Here is a 16,409-nt window from a genome sequence, read left to right on the forward strand (position 1 = left end):
AAGCGCCAGCTTACACCATCGGCCCTACTCGTCCCGTGCGCCGTCTATCCCAAGCTCGACGATCTTGCGCGTGATGGTGTTGCGGCCGATCCCGAGCCGCATCGCGGCGTCGTTCTTGCGCCCGTGCGTGTGCTTGAGCGCCGTCTTGATCAGGGCGGACTCGAACTGGCGCCCGAGGATGTCCATCACGTCCATCTGGCCGGCGCTCAGCATGCCGGCCGCCTGCAGCTCGAGCAAACCGATCCAGCCTTCCGGCGCAGCCTGCACCCGGATCGGAGCCGGCGCGCCGGCGGCTGCCGGCGCCGGCATGCCGGGCAGGCCGGCGTCCTGCAGGGTCGAGGGCGCGGGACTGCCTTGCGTGAGGTCGCGCGGCAGGTCCTTCACCTCCACGGTCTGGCCGGGCGCCATCACGGTGATCCAGTTGCACAGGTTTTCCAGCTGGCGCACGTTGCCCGGCAGCTCCAGGCCGGAGAGGAAGCGCATCGCCGGTTCGGACAGGCGCTTCGGTTCGACGCCCAATTGGCGTGCGCTCTGCACCAGGAAGTGGCGTGCGAGGATCGGAATGTCCTCGCTGCGCTCGCGCAGGGACGGCAGGCGCAGGCGGATCACGTTCAGGCGGTGGTACAGGTCTTCGCGGAACAGGCCGTCGCGCACGCGCTGCTCGAGGTTCTGGTGGGTGGCCGCGATCACGCGCACATTGGCTTTCACCGGCTGGTGCCCACCCACGCGGTAGAAGTGGCCGTCCGACAGCACCCGCAGAAGCCGGGTCTGCAGATCGAATGGCATGTCTCCGATCTCGTCGAGGAACAGCGTGCCGTTCTCGGCCTGTTCGAAGCGGCCGCGCCGCATGGCCTGGGCGCCGGTGAAGGCGCCGCGTTCGTGGCCGAAGAGTTCCGATTCCAGCAGGTCCTTCGGGATCGCCGCCGTGTTCAGGGCGATGAAGGGCTGCTGGGCGCGCGGGCTGTGCTTGTGCAGGGCGCGCGCGACCAGCTCCTTGCCGGTGCCCGATTCGCCGGTGATCAGGACCGTCACGTTCGACTGCGACAGGCGCCCGATGGCGCGGAAGACTTCCTGCATGGCCGGTGCATGGCCGAGGATCTCGGGCGTCTCGGCGGGCGCCGCCTCGACGCTGGCTTCGCGCAGGCTTTCCTCGAGTGCGCGGCGGATCAGCGCCACGGCCTTGTCGATGTCGAAGGGCTTGGCCAGGTAGTCGAAGGCCCCGCCCTGGAAGGAAGCGACCGCCGAGTCGAGGTCGGAGAAGGCGGTGATGATGATGACCGGCAGGCCCGGATGGCGGGCCTTCACGGCCTGCAGCAGGTCGATGCCGGATTCGCCCGGCATGCGGATGTCCGACACCAGCACCTGCGGCGTATCGGTTTCGAAGGCGGTCAATGCATCGCGCGCGTTGGCGAAGCTGCGGGTCTCCAGGCTTTCGCGCGCCAGGGCTTTTTCCAGTACCCAGCGGATCGATGCGTCGTCGTCGACAATCCAGATTGGTTTCATGTGTTCGTGGTTCCCGCAATATGGATGGTTCGGGGACTCACGGCGGATCCGCTACCCCCGCTTATGGCAGCGGCAGCAGGATCCGGAAATCCGTCAGTCCAGGCCGGCTTTCGCACTCGATCACACCCAGGTGCTGCTGCACGAAGGTCTGCGCCAGCGTCAGCCCGAGGCCGCTGCCGCCTTCGCGCCCGGAGACGAGCGGGTAGAAGATGCGGTCGCGGATCTCGGGCGCGATGCCCGGTCCATTGTCGATGATATGCAAATCTAATGCCAGCCCGTAGCGGACCTTGGCCAGGGTGACCTGGCGCGCCACCCGGGTGCGCAGCACGATCTCGGCGTCGCCCTGGGCGATGCGCGCCTTCAGGGCCTGGGCGGCGTTGTGGGCGATGTTCAGGACCACTTGGATCAGCTGCTCCATATCGCCCCTGAACTCGGGAATCGAGGCGTCGTAGTCGCGCCGGATGGTCAGGCCCGTGGGGAATTCGGCCAGGATCAGGCTGCGCACGCGCTCGCAGACTTCGTGGATGTTGACGTCGCCGACGATGTGCGGCTTGCGATGCGGCGCCAGCAGGCGGTCGACCAGGGTCTGCAGGCGGTCGGCCTCCTTGATGATGACTTGCGTGTATTCCTGCAGTTCCAGCAGGTGGTGGGGAGGCAGCTCGAGTTCCAGCAGCTGCGCGGCGCCGCGGATGCCCCCGAGGGGATTCTTGATCTCGTGCGCCAGGTTGCGGATCAGTTCCTTGTTGGCCTGGCTCTGGTCGAGGATGCGCTCCTCGCGATCGAGCTTGAGCTGCTGGACGTTCTCGCGCAGCTCGATCAGCAACTCGCCCTCCCCCAGCGCGCTGACGATGGAGTTCACGTGCAGGGGCTCGCGGCCGTTGCGCTGCAGGGCCAGGTCCTGGCGCAGGTCGGCGTACTGGTGGGCCAGCGCCTGGGCGCACAGGGCGGCCAGCTCCTGGCCATTGGTGAACAGCTCGGTCAGCGGCGCGCGTTGCAGGGATTTCAGGGACAGTTCGAGCAGGTTCTCGGCGGCCGGGTTCGCATAGCGCACCTCGACTTCGGGGCCGACCAGCAGCACGCTGGAAGCCAGCAGGTCGAGGCCCGCGTAGCGTGAATGGCCGGATTCGCTCATGTGTTCCTGTCGGTCCTATCGGATATTCGTGATCTCGCGCTGCAACGCTTCGATATTGCGTTCGGTGCGGCCGATCTCGTCGCGCATCGAGGCCACGCGTTCCTGGTACTTCGCGTAGTTGCGCTCGTTGCCCATGCGTTCGGGCTCGCCGCCGTTGAAGTCCTTGCGCAGGTCGGCCAGTTTCTTCTGCTCGGCCCTCAGCTCGTCGTTCAGGATCTCGCGGCGATCGTCGTCGCGGGCGCGCTGTTGGGCGCTGTCCACCCGCGGGAAGCTGGCCGGGCTGGCGGTGGGCGCCGGGCCGGTGCTGCCGCTGGCGCGCACGGCCGGGATAGGCGCGGAGGCGCGCACCGGCGCGGGCGCGCTCGAGAAGAAGCTCTCGAGCTGCTTGCAGCCCTTGCGGTTCTGGTCGGTGAATTCCACGCGGCCCTGCTCGTCCACGCATTTGTAGACCGCGCCCTGCGCCTGCGCCCCATTGTGGAGCGCGAGGCCGAAGGCGAGGACGGCGGCAGCACGGAAAAAGCGGTAGAAGCTAATTGTCGTTCCCATCAGAAATCAATTTGCACAATAAACGTGCACATATTGTAGAACGGCCCGACTATACAGCAAGCATGAAAAAAGGCGGGGAAAGCCCTCGCTTTCCCCGCCTTTGTTACACAGCCTTACGCATGGTGACGCACCCGCGCAACGCTTGTGTTGACCACTTGATTACGACGAGTAGTACATGTCGAATTCGGCCGGGTGCGGGGTCATGCGCAGACGCTGCACTTCCTGCATCTTCAGGTCGATGTAGGCGTCGATCATGGCATCGCTGAACACGCCGCCGCGGGTCAGGAACTCGCGGTCCTTGTTCAGGGCTTCCAGCGCTTCTTCCAGCGAGGCGCAGACGGTCGGGATCAGCTTGTCTTCTTCCGGCGGCAGGTGGTACAGGTCCTTGGTCGCGGCTTCGCCCGGGTGGATCTTGTTCTGGATGCCGTCCAGGCCGGCCATCAGCAGCGCGGCGAAGCACAGGTAGACGTTGGCCAGCGGGTCCGGGAAGCGCACTTCGATGCGGCGGCCCTTCGGGTTCGCCACGTGCGGGATGCGGATCGAGGCCGAACGGTTGCGGGCCGAGTAAGCCAGCTTGACCGGGGCTTCGTAGCCCGGCACCAGGCGCTTGTAGGAGTTGGTGCCCGGGTTGGTGATCGCATTCAGCGCGCGTGCGTGCTTGATGATGCCGCCGATGTAGTACAGGGCGGTTTCCGACAGGCCGGCATAGCCGTCGCCTGCGAACAGGTTCTTGCCATCCTTCCAGATCGACTGGTGCACGTGCATGCCCGAGCCGTTGTCGCCGTTCATTGGCTTCGGCATGAAGGTCGCGGTCTTGCCGTAGCTGTGGGCCACATTCCAGATCACGTACTTCATGTTCTGGGTCCAGTCGGCGCGCTCGACCAGGGTCGAGAAGCGGGTGCCGATTTCGTTCTGGCCGGCGCCGGCCACTTCGTGGTGGTGCACTTCGACCGGGATGCCCATCGATTCGAGGATCAGGCACATTTCCGAGCGCATGTCCTGGAAGCTGTCGACCGGCGGGACCGGGAAGTAGCCGCCCTTGACGGTCGGGCGGTGGCCGCTGTTGCCGCCTTCGATTTCCTTGTCGGTCGACCAGGATGCCTCATCCGAGTCGATCTTCACGAAGCAGCCCGACATGTCGATCTTCCAGCGGATCGAGTCGAAGATGAAGAATTCCGGCTCCGGGCCGAAGAAGGCGGTGTCGCCCACGCCCGAGGACTTCAGGTAGGCTTCGGCGCGCTTGGCGATCGAGCGCGGGTCGCGGTCATAGCCCTTGCCGTCCGACGGTTCGATCACGTCGCACTGCATGAACAGGGTGGTCTCTTCCATGAAGGGGTCGAGATTGGCGGTGTTCGGGTCCGGCAGCAGGAGCATGTCCGAGGCTTCGATACCCTTCCAGCCGGCGATCGACGAACCGTCGAAGGCGTGACCCGACTCGAACTTGTCTTCGTCGAAGTGCGACACGGGGACGGTCACGTGCTGCTCCTTGCCGCGGGTGTCCGCGAAGCGCAGGTCAACGAATTTCACTTCGTTGTCTTTGATGAGTTGAATTACGTCTGCAGCCGTCTTTGCCATTCGTATCTCCTGATTGAAAAGGGGGTGCCGCGCCATATCTTCATGGCAGGGCAACTTGCTCTACTTCAAAGCATGAACCGTGCCAACCCAGCGTTATGAGTAAATGCACAATGCTTCGTTGGAATTCGCTCGTGCTGGTCCTACAATCGGTGCATGGTCACTGTCACACCGTGAATACACTCGCACCAAATGAGTGCACCATTCGGGTGCGATGCACCATCGCAGCGCAGGATACACCGAACCAAGTTGGTGCAATGCTTTTTATTCTCTAAAAAATGGACCGATGATCATGAGTACTTCCGAATCCATCCTCGCTACTGCCCGCGAGCGCGCCCCGGGCCAGCCCTATGCCGGCGCCGTCACGCCGGAAGAAGCGTTCGCCCTCCTGCAGAGCGACCCGCGCGTGAAACTGGTCGACGTGCGCACCAATGCCGAGCGCGACTGGGTCGGCAAGGTCGCCGTCCCCGAATCCCAGCACGTGGCGGTGCAATGGGCCACCTACCCCGGCGGCCAGCCGAATCCCGACTTCGCCGCCCAGCTGGACAAGCTCGCGCGCAAGGACGAGGTGCTGCTCTTCCTATGCCGCTCGGGCGTGCGCTCGCGCCACAGCGCCCGCGTGGCGACCGAGAACGGCTTCGCGCAGTCTTATGACATCCTGGAAGGCTTCGAGGGGGATCGCGACGAGCAGGGCCATCGCAAGACGGTGGGCGGGTGGTGCAAGGCGGGGCTGCCCTGGATTGGGGCGTAGGGTGGCCTCGGCGGCCCCGTCGGCTCTGCCGACCGCGCGTTCAACCGGCGTGAAAATGGACGATGCGCCGCATTTCACCATGTTGTTGAACGCGCGTTCGGCGAAGCCGAACACCCTACGGCATCACCATCAGCTGCAGGCCCGACGCCGCGCCCGGTGCGCGGTAGACGCGCTGGGTCGCCTTCTGGAAGTCCTCCGGCTTTGCTTTCGGAATGTGCACGAAGGTCTGCGGGTTCAGGTCGATCAGCGGGAACCAGGAGCTCTGCACCTGCACCATGATGCGGTGGCCGCGGCGGAAGGTGTGGTTGACCTGGCCGATGTCGAAATTCAAGACCTCCTGCTTGCCCGGGGTGAAGGGCTCGGGTTTCTCGAAGCTGTTGCGGAACTTGCCGCGCAGCGGATTGCCGCGCACCAGCTGCTGGAAGCCGCCCATGTTCACCGACGGCGGGCCGACGTCGTTGCCCTTGCGGTCAAGCTGCGGGGTCGGGTACTCGGCCGGGTAGACGTCGATCAGCTTGACCACCCAGTCCGCGTCCGTCCCGGTGGTCGAAACGAAGAGTTTCGGCAGCACCGGGCCGGCGACGGTCACGTCCTGTTCCAGCACCTCGCTCTGGTAAACCAGCACGTCGGGGCGGGTCGCGGCGAAGCGCTGGTCCGAGACCATGTATTCGCGCGGTACGCCGGTGGCGGCGTAGCCGATGTAGGGAACCGGCTTGCGCGGGTCGGCGACGTATTCGTCGTAGCCCGTGCCGCTCGCTGCCGGCTGTTGCCAGCTCAGGGTGCCGTTCGGGCCGAAGTACAGGGTCTTCGCTTTCGCCGGCGCCGGCGGCCAGGACGCGTAGCTGCGCCAGACATTGGTGCCGGTCTCGAATGCGTTCACATTGGCCAGCGTGCGCGCCGGCTTGACGCCCTTCAGGTGCTGCTCGAAGAAAGGGAACTGTATCTCGCGGCGGTAGTATTCGCTGGTCTTGGCGTCGAAGCTCACGTGGCCGAGGCGCGCGCCGTCGCTGCCCGCCCAGCCGCCGTGCACCCAGGGACCGATCACCAGGGAATTCGGGGTCTTCGGGTTGTACTTGCCCACCGCGTCGTAGATCGCGAAGGGTCCGGCCGGGTCTTCCGCGTCGAACCAGCCGCCGACCGTCAGCACGGCCGCCTTCACGTTCTTCATGTGCGGCGTGATCGCGCGCGAACGCCAGAACTCGTCGTAGGTGTCGTGCACGATGGTGGGCTCGAGCAGCGCGCGCTGTTCTGCGCTCAGCGTGGCGAGGATGTTCGGCATCGTCAGGCGCTTCAGGAAGAAGTCGTAGGCGTCGGCCTCGCCATAGTCGAAGCTCGATCGGGCGCGGTTCGGCAGGGTCGGGTTCTTCTGCGGCAGGAAGTTGGTGTAGAAGTCGAAGTTCGCCGACAGCATGAAGGCGCCGCCGTGGTAGGAGTCGTCACCCATGTAGAGGTCGGCGATCGGCGCCTGCGGCGAGGCGGCCTTAATCGCCGGGTGCGAATCGATGATGCTGGCGGCGGTATAGAAGCCGGGATAGCTGATGCCCCAGATGCCGACGCGGCCGTTGTTGTTCGGGATGTGCTTGAGCAGCCATTCGACGGTGTCGTACATGTCTTCGCTCTCGCTGCCCTCGCCTTTCTCGCGCTTGGCCTTGGCGTGGGGAGTCATCTCCTGCCATGCCCCTTCGGACATGTAGCGGCCGCGCACGTCCTGGGTCACGAAGATGTAGCCGGACTGCTCCAGTTCGGGCGTCGGGCTGAGCGCGCGCGGGAACCAGTCGACGCCATAGCGCGTCTCACCCTCGGCGCGCGTGCCGGCGCTATACGGCGTGCGCTGCATCAGGAAGGGATAGGATTTCGAGCTGTCCTTCGGCACGTACACCACCGTGAACAGCTTGACGCCGTCGCGCATCGGGATCTGGTACTCGTACTTGGTGTAGTGCTCGCGCGGATTGCGCTGCTGGGCGGGCGCGTCGGCGAAGTTCGTGTGAGCTACGGCGGATTCGTTGGCGGCCTGCGCGCCGGCACAGGCCAGCAGCGCGCCCAGGGCCAGGGCGGAAAGGGGACGGCGTATCATGGCTTCCTTCAGGATGCGGAACAAAGGCCGCCAGTGTAATCCTTTTCCTGAAGAAATTTGCTATTTACGCATCATCCCTTCGGGGTGGCCCGGCCATGCATGTCGATGGTGCCGCGCACCCGCTCGCGCACGAAGTTGATGTGGCTGCGCAGGCGGTACAGCTCCTCCGCGTAGGCCAGCGGAATCGAGATGTGGTTCACGCGATCCTCGATCTCTTCGAGACGCAGCAGCAGTCCCTCGCGCGCCGCCTCGCGCCCCTCTGAAGGCGTCGCCTCGAGCTCCTGCTCGACCTTGCGCAGTTCGCCATACCAGCGGTAGACGCGCGAGCGCACCCGCCACACGTAAATCGGCGGCACCACCTTCGACAGCGGGATCAGGAGGGCCGCCAGCGCCACCACGACCACCCACAGGCGTTCGGCCAGGTTGGCCAGCCAGAAACGCATATAGCGCTGCAGGAAGGGCGGACCGTCGCGGTAGTAGCGCTCGGCCTCGCGCGCCACCGGGATTTCGGTGTACTTCGGCGACGGGAACTGGCCCTGCTGCTGGAACCACCCTGCCTTGCCATGGATCTCGCCGGCCGATTTCACGAGCAGGCCCACCAGGGCCGGATGCAGGTCTTCGCGTGCGACCAGGGTCGCGGTCGGTGCGATCAGGTGATAGTCCTGGCTGGGGATGTCGCGTCCCAGGTCGACGATCCCGCGCGGCAGCACCACATGGGTCAGGAAAGGCAGGCGGCGGGTGTAGGCATCGGCCTGGGTGAAATTGAAAAGCCTGATGCCGGGCGTCTGCAGCAGCATCTGGATCAAGGGGGCTTCCGGGGCGGAGCTGAACACCAGGCCGTCGATGCTGCCGGCCAGCAGCGCCATCGTGGCCGGGGTGTTCTCCAGCGCGCCGATCTGCAGCTCCATAGGGTCGATGCCGCTCGCATCCAGCACCTGGCGGAACAGGCGCGGCACGCCGGTGCCTTCCGGCCCCAGATTGATGCGTTTGCCTTTCAGCTCGGTCAGGTGGTTCACCTTGGCAGACTCGCGCAGGAAGAGCCAGACCGGTTCGGTGAACAGGCTGCCCAGCGAAATCAGCCCTTCCCGCTCGGCCTGGCCGTCCACGGTGGAGCCGCTCTGCACGAATGCGACGTCGGCCTTGCCCGCAATGAGGCGTTCCAGGTTGTCCTGGGAACCGAGCGAGGGTTCGAGGGTGAGCGTGATCTCGTCGCGCGCCAGGGTGGCCGCGTACTGGCGGCCGAATTCCTGGTAGGCGCTGTTGAACTGGCCGGTGGCCATGGTGAGCTTGCGCGGCGGCGCCGGGTCGACCCAGAGATAAGCCAGCACGGCCACCGCGATCACGGCCAGCAGGGTCGGCCCCATTGCTACCAGCATGTCGCGCAGGGACACGATGCTGAACTGGCGCACGCGCGTCACGGCGCGCTTGACGGCGGAGCCCCCGGGTCGCCGGTCCGCCTTCAACGCACGCACTGCCGCTGCGCGGCGACGCTGCCCGCGGGCGGTTCGATCATCGGCATCAGGCTCGGCGCCAGGTTGGCCAGCAGCTGCACCGGCAAGGCGCTGGTGAAGTCGTAGTCGCCGGACTGCGGGCCATGCACGTAGGCGGTCATGCTGCCGAAGTAGCGCTCGCCGATGTTGAACACAAAAGTAGCCGAGCGGTTCACGAAGCGCGACTCGATCACGCGGCCGCCGCGCGCATACACCTCGAAGCGCTGGTCGCCGGTACCGGTCTTGCCGCCCAGGGCGATCACGCTGCCGTCGGACTGCACGAAGGCGGTCTTCACGCGCTTGGCGGTACCGTCGCTGACCACGCCCTGGATGGCGTCGGCCACGACGCGGGCGACTTCCGGCGCCAGCACCTGTTCCTTGCCGCCGCCCTTGGTGCGCTTGACCAGGGTCTCGTACGGCGTGTCCTTGGCGAAGTGCAGCGAGTCGATGCGCTCGACGGGCTTCCTCACGCCGCCGTTGACGATGATGCCCATGAGTTCGGCCAGCGCGGCCGGACGGTCGGCCGAGGCGCCCAGCGTGGTCGCGTAGGACGGCACCAGGGAATCGAAGGGGTAGCCCATCTTCTTCCACTGGGCGTGGATCTTGAGGAAGGCTTCGACCTCGATCAGGCCGGCGATGCGCTTGTCCTGGGCGTGCTTGCGGTGGGTCTTGAAGAGCCAGGAGTAGACGTCCTGGCGCTGCTGGACGCTGGCGTTGGTGACTTCGGTCCAGCCGGCGTTCGGATGGGTGCGCAGGTAGCTCACCAGCCACAACTCGAGCGGATGCACCGAGGCCACGTAGCCGCGGTCGGCCAGCGACATGTTCTTCACGTCGTACATCTCGTACATCTTCGGAATGCGGTCCGCATCCATGTCGTGCGAGGGCGGCAGGCTCTTGTCGACAAACGCCCCGAACTGCTCCATCGTCGCCTCCGGGAACACGGTGCGGTGGGCCGCGGCCAGCTTCGAGGCCATCGGACGCACGCCGGAGAAGAGCAGGTCCACCACCTCCTGCGAAGTCTTGCCCTTGTACTTGTTCCAGAACTTGGCCAGGAACACCTTGCCTTCGTTGTCGGCGAAGCGCGCCAGGTAGGTCTGGCGGCGCGGATCGTCGGCGTCGGCCAGCAGCTGGGCCGAGGAGCCGGGCAGCTGGAACATGTAGTAACGCACCACGTCGCGCATCATGCGGACGAACACCAGGTTGGTCGAATTGCGCAGCGCCTCGGTGACCGTCATGATCTTGCTGTTATCCAGCTTGCTGAAGTTGCCGAAGGTGTGCAGGCCGCCGCCGGTGAAGAAGGCTTCGCCCGGGTTGGCCGAGTACTTGCGCTCCATGGCCGCGGCGAGCATGGGCTTGAGGCCCCGGTCGGCGCCTTCCGGCAGCTGCTGGAAGTATTCGACGGCCCACTGGGACATGCGGTCCTTCGGATCGGTCTCGACGCCCATCAGGCCAATTTTGTCCATCGGCTCGTAGCGCTTGTGCAGCTGGTCGACGATGTCGAGGTAGGTCACCAGGGTGCGCAGCTTGGCGGTCGAACCGAGGTCCAGCTTGGCGCCCTCGTTGATGTCGAGCGGCTGGTCGTAGTTGTCGGTCTGGACGCGCAGGTAGTTCACGTGCTCGCCGCGCTCCATCAGGGTGAAGCTGTAGACCACCTGGGACGGGTCGCCGTTGCCGAGCAGGCCCTTGCCGGTCAGGCCGGCAGCCTTCGCGTGCTCGGCGTCCGACAGCTTGCGCAGCGCGTCGGTGACGGCCTGCTGCACGCCGGCGTCCAGGGTCGATACCACCGAGAGGTCGAGACGGTCGAGGTTGTACAGGCGCGAATCGCCCACCAGGTAGCCCAGGTGGTTGCGCACCGCGTTGGCGGCCTTGCGCGAGACGAAGGCGTCGGCGCCCGGCGCGGCCACGCCCGAACCCTGGGCCGGGTGCAGCTCGACCTTCAGGGCGGCGTCGCGCAGCTGCGGCGAGATCACGCCGGCCTGGGCCAGCACGCGCAGGTGGCTGTTGGTCAGGGTTTCGAGGTCGTGTTCGCCCGCGCCCAGGTAGTAGGCCGGGCGGCGCTGCGCGATCATGAGGGACAGCGCTTCCTTGTAGGCGGTGACCGCTTCAGGCGTCGTCATCGGGCCCTTGAGGAGCCTGGATACCTCCTCGAAGTCGCGGCCGTACCAGACCCACATGCCGTCGCCGATGCCGTTGACTTCACCGTAGCCCGGCTTGGCCGACAGCGGCACGGTATTCAGGTAGTCGAGCACGATCTGGCGGCGCGCCTTGGTCGTGTCTTCGCCGTCCTGGTAGGCGCGCAGGGTGGCTGAGGCCATCTGGATCATCTTGTCCGACAGCGAGCCGGTGCGGCCTTCGGGCGAATGGCGGTATTTCTCGATCTGGGTCGCGAGCGTGGATCCGCCTGCCACGCGGCCTTCGCCGCCCAGGCCCACGGTGCTCAGGGTCTTGTCGAACACCGCCTTCGAGAAGCGGTCCCACTCCACCGCCGGGTTGCGGTGCGGGTAGGCAGGGTCGAGCAGCTCGCGGTTCTCGATGAACAGCAGGCTTTGCACCAGCAGCGGCGGCGCGTCCTTGAATTCGTGGTAGAAGCGTTCGGGGAAGCGCGAGGCGAACAGGGGCTGGGCGCGGCAATCGAGGATCTCGAGGCCGACCTTGGTCTTCTCGTGGTAGGTGGCATAGAGGCCGCGGTCGGCCATCTCGACCATCTTGGGCGAGATGCGGGCCTGCGCGTCGATGTGATAGCCGCGCGACTGCAGCTTGCCGAGGTAGGACGGCATGTTGGCGTAGCCCAGGCGCGTGTCGTAGGGGCTGGCGGCCGGGAAGCGGATGGAACTGCTCGGCCCTTTGTCCATGCGGTAGGTGAGGTCTTGCGCCATGCCGGCGAAGATCTTGGCCTGCAGGCGCGAGGTGCGCATTTCGAGCGCGCCCCAGCCGCCCAGCAGCACCAGCAGGATCAGGAGCGCGAGGTAGAACCAGGTCTTGAAGCGGCGCTTGCGCGGCCCGCCGGCGGGCTTGTCCTCAGGCGAATCTTCGGGCCCCTCGCCTTCCGGCGGTTCGGCCGGCGGCACGCGGCTGCGGCCGGGCGCAGCGCCGCTGGCCAGGTGGGGATAGGCTTCGTACAGGGGAACATCGTTGCCGCCCGCGGACGCGAGCACGGGTGCGCCGCCGGCCATGCCGAAGGCGAAACGTCCGCGCAAGCTGGAGAGAATGCGGGAGAGAAGACTGGGCCGTTCGAAACGGCGATTACTTTCCATGATGGCTCAACTGGTTTGAATCAATACGCGTGCAATCCCCGCCAACCTGCCTGCCATCCGTGCTGCTGGTTCGATCGAGTGATTGCTCGCGTCAGGTCGCAAAACGCGTGGTGCAAGCTCACTCAGGATTGCACCTCCACAGGTATCATTCCACCACATCAATACGACACGCGCGAGACACGGTTTAACAAATTTGATGCGCACGAAGCATTTTCGCAAAAAAACAACGGCAGAGTTAGCTCGACGGCATCGAGTCCTACACGGGCCCGATTTCGGCGCCGCGGCGCTCCAGTTCCGAGCGCATCGCGGCGAAGGCGGCCGTCACTTGCGCGGGCTCGCCCTTCACGCCCAGTTCGATGTGGCGGCGCGTTTGCGCATCGCCCACGCTGGGCAGGCTGAAGACCCGCACACCGGGATAGTCCCGCTGCAGTGCTTCCATCAGCGGCGTCAGCGCGGCCTCGGCCGCCTCGAACACCAGCAGCGAACGTTCTTCATGCGCCTCGGCGTGGAACAGATGGGCATAGCGGGTCTCGAGCACCCATTCGATCATCGGCCAGGCCATCACCGGAAAGCCCGGCACGAAGTGATGGTCGCCGACCGTGAAGCCGGCGATGCGGTTGTAGGGATTCGGGATCAGCTCGGCGCCTTGCGGGAACTCGGCCATCTTGAGGCGCTGCAGGTTGTCGGGGGCGTCGAAGTCGGGCTCCCGCCCTGCTTCGCGCGCCGTCTCGCGGATCCGCTCCTCGATGTTGCGCCGCCCTTCCGGATGCAGCACCAGGGGCAGGCCGAGCGCGGCCGCCGCGCACTGGCGCGTATGGTCGTCGGGCGTGGCGCCGATGCCGCCGCAGCTGAACACGATATCCTTCCCGGCGAAGCTGCGTTGCAGGGTGGCGGTGAGGCGCGGCGGATCGTCGCCGGCGAATTCGGCCCAGTCGAGCTGCAGGCCGCGCGCGCCGAGCAGCTCGACCACCTTGCTGAAATGCTTGTCCTGGCGCCTGCCGGACAGGATTTCGTCGCCCACGACGATCAAGCCGAATCCCATGCGTTCTCCCTATGCCTATCCTTCTTGAACGGCGCAGCCACCGGTCCGGTTGACGCAGACATTTGACAAGAAACATGACGACACCCGATCCGCTCGACAGTTTGAAGGCGCGCCTCGCGCAGTTTGCCGACCCCGCACGGGCCGTGTCCATGCGCGCCTACCAGCGCGACCAGTTCGATTTTCTCGGTGTGGCGACGCCCGCACGGCGCGCGGCAGTGAAGCAATGGGCGCCGCGCCTGCCCTGGCCCGCGCTGCTGGAACTGGCCGGGCGCCTGTGGGACGAGCCCCTGCGCGAGTACCAGTACGCTGCCATCGACCTGCTCGACCTGCGCCGCAAGGAGCTGCCCCTCGGCGCCATCGATCCCCTGCTGGCGCTGGCGCGCCGCAAGCCCTGGTGGGAAACGGTCGACGGCATGGCGGGCGTGATCGGCAAGCTGCTGCGTGCACACCGGGCGGGCGGCGCGCAGGAGATCATGGATGCCGCCCTGCTCGACGACTCCTTCTGGATCCGCCGCATCGCCATGACCCACCAGCTGGGCTGGCGCCTCGAGACCGATGAGGCGCGCCTGTTCGGCTATGCCCTGCGCCTGGCGCCCGAACGCGAATTCTTCATCCGCAAGGCGATCGGCTGGGCCCTGCGCGACTATGCCAAATGGGCGCCGCAGGACGTCGGGCGCTTCGTCGATGCCCACGAAGAGCGGCTGGCCCCGCTCACGGTCCGCGAAGCGCGCAAGCACCTGCGGTAGGGGGCTTCAGGCCGGCGCCGTCCCCGCGCGCAGCTCGTCCAGGGCGCCCAGGCAGTAATACTGGAACCAGAGCCCGGCGAACAGGAAGATCATGATGTAAAGCCACAGCGACAGCATGGCCAGGACCGGGAACAGCACGATCGAGATCAAGGCCCCGCCCATCCAGGCGATGCCCGGCAGCGCCCCGGCCAGGCCGGAGGCGAAGCCGATCGCCAGCAGCGCGCCGCGGTGGCGGCGCATCAGCTCCCGCCTCTCCTCGGGGCTGGCGTGGGCGGCCAGCGCGTCGTAGCTCATCACGCGCGAAGTCACCCAGGCCCACAGGCAGGCCTGCACCAGCCAGGCCAGCGGCGGGACCGCGTACAGCGGCAGCGTGAGGAGCCACAGCACCGCGAACACCGCCGTGCTGCCCACGTTGATGCCGACACTGCCGATAAAGGAACCGCCCTGCTTCTTCTCCAGCTTCGGGTACTGGGTATTGCCGACGTGGCGCTCGATCACCGGCATCGCGATCACGCCCATGAACAGCAGGGCCGAGGCGATCATCAGGGGCAGCAGCAGCGCGATCGCCAGCAGCGGGATCACCATCACCTTGAGCATGCCCAGGCCGAGCATGGACAGCATGCTGCCGCTGGTCTGGAAGATCTCGTACTGCGCGAAGGTGCCCTGCAGCCAGTCGAGCAGGGGCTGCAGGCCGGTCCAGAGAACAAAACCCCACAGCAGCAGCGACAGCGCCAGCGGCGCGGTCGAGAGGATCAGCATGCGGCGCGAGAACTGGGCGCCGAGGGCGCGCCGGTAAGCCAGGCCGACGCCCTTCATGGCGCATCCTTCCAAAAATGGTCAGCTCGGGCGCAACTGGTCGGCATCACGGCTCCTTGTCGGGTTTCATTATTTCGGACAGCGCCATTCTACGCAAAGCCTTGTGCGATGCACTACAATCGCCCTTCAACTTGAACAACAGGGAATACCATGTCCACCATTACCACTGATTCCGGCCTGCAATACGAAGACACCGTCACCGGTAGCGGCGCCGAGGCGAAAGCCGGCCAGCACGTCACCGTCCACTACACCGGCTGGCTGCGCAACGATGACGGCAGCCAGGGCGCCAAGTTCGATTCGAGCAAGGACCGCAACGACCCCTTCCAGTTCGCGCTGGGCGCCGGCCACGTGATCCGCGGCTGGGATGAAGGCGTGCAGGGCATGAAGGTCGGCGGCCAGCGCCGCCTGACCATCCCGGCAAGCCTCGGCTACGGCGCGCGCGGGGCCGGCGGCGTGATCCCGCCGAACGCTACCCTGATCTTCGACGTGGAACTGCTGGCCGTCTAAGACTCCCCTGGCGGCGCCGAGCGGCGCCGCTTGAGCATCCCCTCTAAAGTGCGCCCGGATTCCCGGCGTACGCTCTCCTCCTGCGCTAAGATGCCTGCGCATAATATATTGCCAACGCAACCAACCACAGGAGTACTCATGAGCTTGCAAGAACAGTTCGCCCAGGCCCAGGCCGAATCCAAGAATCTGCCGGAACGCCCGGACAACATGACCTTGCTGAAGATTTACGCGCTGTACAAGCAGGGCTCGAGCGGCGACGCCACCGGCGAGCGCCCCGGCATGACCGACTTCGTCAACCGCGCCAAGTTCGACGCCTGGGCCGCCCTGAAGGGCACCTCCCAGGAAGACGCGATGCAGCAGTACATCGACCTGATCGAGGAACTGAAGGGCTGAGCCTTGTAGCTCCCCTCATGGACGGCCACCTGCGGGTGGCCGTTGTTTTTCGTAGGGTGGGCGGGTCTCCCGCCCACGCGGTCGACTCCCCTTCGAACAGCGATACGGCAATTCCGAAGCTGGTTGAACGCGTGGGCGGCATTGACATCGCTGGCTGCTCACACAATCCGGTGGAGCCGCGCCACCCTACGCCGGAACGAAGACTTTCCGCATCTTCTCCGCCACCTTGGCCTCGATGGCCGGGGCGAACGCACCCATGAAGAAGCCCAGCCGGATGCGCATCGCGGCGCGCTGGTCTTCCAGGGTCAGGGCACCCTCCACCCCGCTGCGCTCGAAGCGCAGGACGTCGCCATCCCATTTGCATGCCAGGCCATATTCCGTGGCGATGCGCTGGGCCACCTGCTGGGCCGCGTCGCGCGCCTGTTCCGGGCTCAGGTTATGTTCCTGGACGATGCTGATTTCCGACATGGAGTCTGTTTCCTTCAATCTGTTGCAAGACAATCCGCAATGATGCCACCTGGAAGCGGACTAAGCCAGTCCAACGGTGTTGCCCGCTCTTCAATATAGATCAATTGACTTTCGT

14 protein-coding genes are annotated in these 16,409 nt (G+C 65.9%); 4 read left to right on the forward strand and 10 right to left on the reverse strand.

The annotated features are described in order from the left end of the window. Positions 1-24 precede the first annotated feature (24 nt). The 4 genes from ntrC to glnA form a co-directional block, all read right to left on the reverse strand. Positions 25-1,503: a nitrogen regulation protein NR(I) gene (gene ntrC / locus NX780_RS12095; RefSeq protein ID WP_258828112.1), complete on the reverse strand. Its 1,479-nt coding sequence runs from the start codon at positions 1,501-1,503 to the stop codon at positions 25-27. 61 nt (positions 1,504-1,564) lie between these two features. Continuing rightward, positions 1,565-2,635 (reverse strand): nitrogen regulation protein NR(II), encoded by a 1,071-nt coding sequence (gene glnL / locus NX780_RS12100; RefSeq protein WP_258828113.1) that lies wholly within the window; start codon positions 2,633-2,635, stop codon positions 1,565-1,567. Positions 2,636-2,650: 15 nt separating this feature from the next. Beyond that, positions 2,651-3,181 carry a DUF4124 domain-containing protein gene (locus tag NX780_RS12105; protein WP_258828114.1) on the reverse strand — a complete coding sequence of 177 codons (531 nt, stop codon included), beginning with the start codon at positions 3,179-3,181 and terminating at the stop codon, positions 2,651-2,653. Between the two features lie 159 nt (positions 3,182-3,340). Then, positions 3,341-4,756, reverse strand: coding sequence for a type I glutamate--ammonia ligase (glnA, locus tag NX780_RS12110; protein WP_258828115.1), 1,416 nt, complete (start codon positions 4,754-4,756; stop codon positions 3,341-3,343). 289 nt (positions 4,757-5,045) lie between these two features. Between glnA and NX780_RS12115 the strand changes: the two genes are divergently transcribed. After that, a complete protein-coding gene (locus NX780_RS12115) occupies positions 5,046-5,504 on the forward strand; it encodes a rhodanese-like domain-containing protein (protein WP_258828116.1) in 459 nt (152 codons plus the stop codon). Between the two features lie 115 nt (positions 5,505-5,619). On the opposite strand, the gene NX780_RS12120 is transcribed toward NX780_RS12115, so the two are convergent. The 4 genes from NX780_RS12120 to NX780_RS12135 form a co-directional block, all read right to left on the reverse strand. Continuing rightward, positions 5,620-7,578: a CocE/NonD family hydrolase gene (locus tag NX780_RS12120; RefSeq protein WP_258828117.1), complete on the reverse strand. Its 1,959-nt coding sequence runs from the start codon at positions 7,576-7,578 to the stop codon at positions 5,620-5,622. Positions 7,579-7,649: 71 nt separating this feature from the next. Further along, positions 7,650-8,954: a TAXI family TRAP transporter solute-binding subunit gene (locus NX780_RS12125; protein ID WP_307732813.1), complete on the reverse strand. Its 1,305-nt coding sequence runs from the start codon at positions 8,952-8,954 to the stop codon at positions 7,650-7,652. Positions 8,955-9,037: 83 nt separating this feature from the next. Beyond that, positions 9,038-12,322, reverse strand: a complete 3,285-nt coding sequence (locus tag NX780_RS12130) for a transglycosylase domain-containing protein (RefSeq protein ID WP_258828118.1) — start codon at positions 12,320-12,322, stop codon at positions 9,038-9,040. A 256-nt stretch (positions 12,323-12,578) separates the two neighbouring features. Next, positions 12,579-13,364, reverse strand: coding sequence for a competence/damage-inducible protein A (locus NX780_RS12135; protein WP_258828119.1), 786 nt, complete (start codon positions 13,362-13,364; stop codon positions 12,579-12,581). A gap of 74 nt (positions 13,365-13,438) precedes the next feature. Between NX780_RS12135 and NX780_RS12140 the strand changes: the two genes are divergently transcribed. Then, complete coding sequence (locus NX780_RS12140; RefSeq protein WP_258828120.1) at positions 13,439-14,110, forward strand: DNA alkylation repair protein; 672 nt, start codon at positions 13,439-13,441, stop codon at positions 14,108-14,110. Between the two features lie 6 nt (positions 14,111-14,116). On the opposite strand, the gene NX780_RS12145 is transcribed toward NX780_RS12140, so the two are convergent. Continuing rightward, positions 14,117-14,926 carry an EI24 domain-containing protein gene (locus tag NX780_RS12145; RefSeq protein WP_258828121.1) on the reverse strand — a complete coding sequence of 270 codons (810 nt, stop codon included), beginning with the start codon at positions 14,924-14,926 and terminating at the stop codon, positions 14,117-14,119. A gap of 150 nt (positions 14,927-15,076) precedes the next feature. Here NX780_RS12145 and NX780_RS12150 point away from each other — a divergent pair, with 150 nt between their 5' ends. Both NX780_RS12150 and NX780_RS12155 read left to right on the forward strand, forming a co-directional pair. Further along, complete coding sequence (locus NX780_RS12150) at positions 15,077-15,433, forward strand: FKBP-type peptidyl-prolyl cis-trans isomerase (RefSeq protein WP_258828122.1); 357 nt, start codon at positions 15,077-15,079, stop codon at positions 15,431-15,433. 138 nt (positions 15,434-15,571) lie between these two features. Further along, entirely contained in the window at positions 15,572-15,826 is a 255-nt protein-coding gene (locus tag NX780_RS12155; RefSeq protein ID WP_227800198.1) for an acyl-CoA-binding protein, read from the forward strand. Between the two features lie 186 nt (positions 15,827-16,012). Here NX780_RS12155 and NX780_RS12160 read toward each other — a convergent pair whose 3' ends face one another. Beyond that, a complete protein-coding gene (locus tag NX780_RS12160) occupies positions 16,013-16,294 on the reverse strand; it encodes a polyhydroxyalkanoic acid system family protein (protein ID WP_258828123.1) in 282 nt (93 codons plus the stop codon). Positions 16,295-16,409 lie beyond the last annotated feature (115 nt).

This window comes from Massilia agri, assembly GCF_024753255.1.
Lineage (GTDB): Bacteria > Pseudomonadota > Gammaproteobacteria > Burkholderiales > Burkholderiaceae_D > Telluria > Telluria agri.

Coding starts and splice junctions, on each gene's coding strand:
- glnA (WP_258828115.1), bottom strand. CDS start 4,756: ATGGCAAAGACGGCTGCAGACGTAATTCAACTCATCAAAGACAACGAA.
- NX780_RS12145 (WP_258828121.1), bottom strand. CDS start 14,926: ATGAAGGGCGTCGGCCTGGCTTACCGGCGCGCCCTCGGCGCCCAGTTC.
- NX780_RS12160 (WP_258828123.1), bottom strand. CDS start 16,294: ATGTCGGAAATCAGCATCGTCCAGGAACATAACCTGAGCCCGGAACAG.
- NX780_RS12105 (WP_258828114.1), bottom strand. CDS start 3,181: ATGGGAACGACAATTAGCTTCTACCGCTTTTTCCGTGCTGCCGCCGTC.
- NX780_RS12120 (WP_258828117.1), bottom strand. CDS start 7,578: ATGATACGCCGTCCCCTTTCCGCCCTGGCCCTGGGCGCGCTGCTGGCC.
- NX780_RS12130 (WP_258828118.1), bottom strand. CDS start 12,322: ATGGAAAGTAATCGCCGTTTCGAACGGCCCAGTCTTCTCTCCCGCATT.
- NX780_RS12115 (WP_258828116.1), top strand. CDS start 5,046: ATGAGTACTTCCGAATCCATCCTCGCTACTGCCCGCGAGCGCGCCCCG.
- NX780_RS12125 (WP_307732813.1), bottom strand. CDS start 8,954: ATGCTGGTAGCAATGGGGCCGACCCTGCTGGCCGTGATCGCGGTGGCC.
- ntrC (WP_258828112.1), bottom strand. CDS start 1,503: ATGAAACCAATCTGGATTGTCGACGACGACGCATCGATCCGCTGGGTA.
- NX780_RS12135 (WP_258828119.1), bottom strand. CDS start 13,364: ATGGGATTCGGCTTGATCGTCGTGGGCGACGAAATCCTGTCCGGCAGG.
- NX780_RS12140 (WP_258828120.1), top strand. CDS start 13,439: ATGACGACACCCGATCCGCTCGACAGTTTGAAGGCGCGCCTCGCGCAG.
- NX780_RS12155 (WP_227800198.1), top strand. CDS start 15,572: ATGAGCTTGCAAGAACAGTTCGCCCAGGCCCAGGCCGAATCCAAGAAT.
- NX780_RS12150 (WP_258828122.1), top strand. CDS start 15,077: ATGTCCACCATTACCACTGATTCCGGCCTGCAATACGAAGACACCGTC.
- glnL (WP_258828113.1), bottom strand. CDS start 2,635: ATGAGCGAATCCGGCCATTCACGCTACGCGGGCCTCGACCTGCTGGCT.